Origin of the sequence: Actinoplanes sp. NPDC024001 (assembly GCF_040638955.1) — a bacterium.
GTDB lineage: Bacteria > Actinomycetota > Actinomycetes > Mycobacteriales > Micromonosporaceae > Actinoplanes.
In genome coordinates this window covers 1-3521 of the sequence record NZ_JBEZZB010000334.1, presented here as the reverse complement: position 1 = coordinate 3521, position 3521 = coordinate 1, and the positions used below count along the sequence as shown (strand labels likewise).

Genomic DNA, 3521 nt, shown 5'->3' with positions numbered 1-3521 from the left:
CGCTCGTGGGGGTGACCGTGGGCGTGAAGGCCGCGGTCCACGGCAGCGGTGGCGCGCGCATGAACCGGCGCAGGAGCAGGCCGCCCGCGACGGCGGCGAGCGCCGTCCAGGCCACCGTCACCGCGACGGTGACCGGTGCCGCCGCCCCGGTGCCGTGGACCGCGGCCTTCACGCCCACGGTCACCCCCACGAGCGCGTAGCAGCCGATGATCAGGGCCGCCTCGGGGGAACCGCGAACCAGCCGCCCGGACGGGTAGCTGAGCAGCAGATGGCCCGCGAGGGCGAACTGGAGCCAGTACATCGGTGCGCCGATCACGCCGATCGCGGTGGCTGCCGGCGTGTCCGGCGCGAGCTCGTAACCGTAGGGGTTGGCCAGCAGCATGACCGTCCCGAGCAGCAGCATCAGCAAGCCTGTCCGGCTGCGTGGGCGCAGCCGCCAGGCAACGACGCCCGCCAGGACGAAACAGGCGCCCAGCGCCACGTCGGACACGAGCATGGGCCACGGCCGCTGATCGCGAGTGACGCCGAGCCAGATATCGACCGCGATCAGCGCCCCGCACGGCACGGCGACCGCGACGATGTTGCGCGCCGACGGCGCGAACTGCCCGCTCCCGGTCACCCGGTCATCGTGACACCGGCATCGACCGCCGCGACATACCCGGTCCAGGAATCACGAATTACCGTGAGTGCGGTCAGGGGAATCCACGACGGACGGGATTGCCAGCATGCGAGTGATCATCGTCGACGACTCGATCATCGCGCGTGAAGGCCTGCGCCGCCTGATCGAGGCGGAAGGTCACCAGGTGGTCGAGATGGTGAGCCGGCCCGACCACGTGGAGCGGGCCGTCGTGACGGGGCGGCCGGACGCCGTGATCCTGGACATCCGCATGCCACCGACGTACACCGACGAGGGGATCCGGGTGTCGGTCGCGCTGCGCGCCCTCGTACCCGATCTCAAGATCCTGGTGCTGTCCCAGTACGCGATGCCCGAGTATGCCACCCGGCTGCTGGAGGGCGGCGCGTCCGGCATCGGATACCTGCTCAAGGACCGCATCCTCGAGCCGCTGCAGCTCAGCCAGGCGCTCGACCGGCTGCTGGCCGGCGGCACGGTGGTCGACCCGGACGTGGTCGGCGAGCTGATCGCCTCCCGGCACAGCCGCGACGTGCTGAGCGAGCTGAGCCCTCGCGAGCACGAGGTGCTGCGGCTGATGGCCGAGGGCCTGTCGGACCGGGGGATAGCGGAGACCATGTTCATCTCGCTGAACACGGTCGGCACCCACGTTCAGCACATCTTCCGCAAGCTCGGCCTGGAGGGCAGCGCGGCGAGCAACCGCCGGGTCCTCGCGGTGCTGGCGTTCCTGCAGCGGCAGTGAGCCGCGTGATCAGGGCCGGCGTCCAGGTTGGTGCTGCCCGGAGGGCACCGTCATCGGTCTCCGGTTGACGCCCGGCCGCCGCTGAAGTCGCCCCTCGTACATGTCGGCCACCATGGCGGCGCCGGTATCGGCGCTGCCCTGACGCCTCGCTAATCACCTGGAGCGCCGACCACCAGCACCGATATCCTCTCCGCCGGTTTGCTGGGCGTCGGCAATGAGGACCGCGGAACTTGGCCAGTTCCTGCCCCTGTCCGCCGCTCCGTCGTCGGCGACGATGGTGTTCAAGTGACCGATTCCTCGCGAGAGGAGGCAACGGTTACGAAGGGTGGCAGCAGTGCCATCCGCGGGCCGGGCCGCGTACCGAAGGACGTCGCCGGAGCGCGGCGTCCACGGCGCTACCGCAGCGGTTCACCGTAACGCCGGTCGCGCTGCCGGCACCTGCCGTAACTCGTCGCCGAGGTTCGGCGAATCGTCGTGATTGTCGTTCCCGTGACTGACTCGCGCATCGTGAAAGGGGTCGGTGTGACCGTGCCCGCGAACCTCGCCTCGTCCCTCCGGCCGGCCGACACACCGGATACCGCCGCGCCGACCGCCGTCGCGGTCGACCTCGGTAGCAGCACCGTTGGCGTGTGGGCGGCACACCGAGGCACCGTCGACGCACCGTGCGGTGACGCTTTCACCGCGTCCCGCTCCCTGGTACGTCGTGGCCGCATCATCGACCCTGCCGGCTGCGTGGCACTGCTGTCACAACTGGTCCGCCGCTTCAGCCAACCGATCCCGGACGGCGGCGTCGTGGTCGCTTGTCGGCCGGCCCTGGCAGGCGACCAGGACCAGGCCGCGATGCGCGGCGTCCTGGAGGAGGTCTTCGCGCCCACCCGCCTGGTGTTCATCGACACCGTCCGCGCCGCCGCGATCGGCTCAGGAGCCGGGGCCGGCAGCCTGCTGGTCGCCGATTTCGGCGCCCAACTGACTGAAGTCGCGCTGCTCAGCCATGGACGGGTCATCACCGCACGCCGAGCCGACATCGGCACCCGCGACCTCACCCTCGGCGCGACCGTCGACGTGATCTGCGGCATCGTCGCCCAGTACATCGACGAACTACGCGACACCACGACGGCGGCCGAACTCCGCCCAGCACTCACGCGCGGTGTGCTGCTCGTCGGCGGCGGCGCCGCCCTTCCCGACCTTCGTACGACCTTGTCGGCCGTGCTGCGGCTGCCCGTGCACCGCGCCGCATCCCCGCGTAACGCTGCGCTCAACGGTGCTGGCCTGGCCGCCATGTCCCTGCTGCGCCGCCCCGCTCCGATGCGGCACCGAGCCGAGCCCGCTGGAGGACCCTCATGACCATCACCCAGCACTCGGACGATACAGCGACGGTCGCCGGAGAGCCGCGGGAACTGCCGGGCGCCATGCCCGAAGAGCGGTTCGCCCTGCAGACGAACCGGCTCACCGAACTGACCGTGCACAGCCTGCTCCCCGGACATGGCACCGGAGGTGACATCGTGCGCTCCACCATCGAACCGGTTCATCATGTCGACGGCCGGCACGTCATGCGCCTTGTCGGCGACGTCGACCTCGCCGTCGCCGACGAACTCCGCCAGACCTTGACGACCGCCCTGACCGACACGGAACTCAACGAACTGACCGTGGACCTCTCGACGGTGACCTTCCTCGACTGCGCCGGCATCTCCGCACTCCTGCACGGAAGCCGCGTCGCCGCCGCGAACGCTAAACGCTACGACGTGGCCCACGCCCGGGACAACGTTCGCCGTGTCTTCGAACTCACCGGCGTACTGGGGCACTTGACGTGCGCACCGCCGAACACCGTGTGCCGATCAGTCGCATCCGCCGGCCTTCGAGGGGCCAACAGATGACGCAACGGGCGATTCCGGACTGGCGTGGATACAGGTGCGGAAGATCCGCGCCCTTTCCCGCCTCCTCGGTCGCGGCCATGACGACGTCGTCGGGAAACAGCGAAGTTCAGGCTCGTGACCAATTCCGTGAACTCGGCTGAGAAAGCGAAGGTGCGACGATGGGCCGAACAGACGTGCCCCGCCCGGTGATCAGCGATGGCCTGCCGAGCCAGCTTCCCGACATCGACCCCGAGGAAACCAACGAGTGGGTCGAGTCGCTCAACGGAGTCATCGA

General features: G+C 69.8%; 4 protein-coding genes. 3 read left to right on the top strand and 1 reads right to left on the bottom strand.

Annotated features, from left to right (window positions below; all coding sequences use genetic code 11):
- Positions 1–619 (bottom strand): hypothetical protein (locus tag AB0F81_RS50810; RefSeq protein WP_360211607.1); only part of this gene is annotated, 619 nt, incomplete at its 3' end.
- A gap of 106 nt (positions 620–725) precedes the next feature.
- On the opposite strand from AB0F81_RS50810, the gene AB0F81_RS50805 reads away from it, so the two are divergent.
- The 3 genes from AB0F81_RS50805 to AB0F81_RS50795 all read left to right on the top strand — a co-directional run bounded on the left by AB0F81_RS50805 (position 726) and on the right by AB0F81_RS50795 (position 3247).
- Entirely contained in the window at positions 726–1373 is a 648-nt protein-coding gene (locus AB0F81_RS50805) for a response regulator transcription factor (RefSeq protein ID WP_360211605.1), read from the top strand.
- A 489-nt stretch (positions 1374–1862) separates the two neighbouring features.
- A complete protein-coding gene (locus AB0F81_RS50800; protein WP_360211603.1) occupies positions 1863–2717 on the top strand; it encodes a rod shape-determining protein in 855 nt (284 codons plus the stop codon).
- Positions 2714–3247: an STAS domain-containing protein gene (locus tag AB0F81_RS50795; protein WP_360211601.1), complete on the top strand. Its 534-nt coding sequence runs from the start codon at positions 2714–2716 to the stop codon at positions 3245–3247. The genes AB0F81_RS50800 and AB0F81_RS50795 overlap by 4 nt, the downstream gene beginning before the upstream one ends.
- Positions 3248–3521 lie beyond the last annotated feature (274 nt).

Excerpts from the sequence above, each read along its gene's own strand:
- AB0F81_RS50805 (WP_360211605.1), top strand. The coding sequence starts at position 726 with ATGCGAGTGATCATCGTCGACGACTCGATCATCGCGCGTGAAGGCCTG.
- AB0F81_RS50795 (WP_360211601.1), top strand. The coding sequence starts at position 2,714 with ATGACCATCACCCAGCACTCGGACGATACAGCGACGGTCGCCGGAGAG.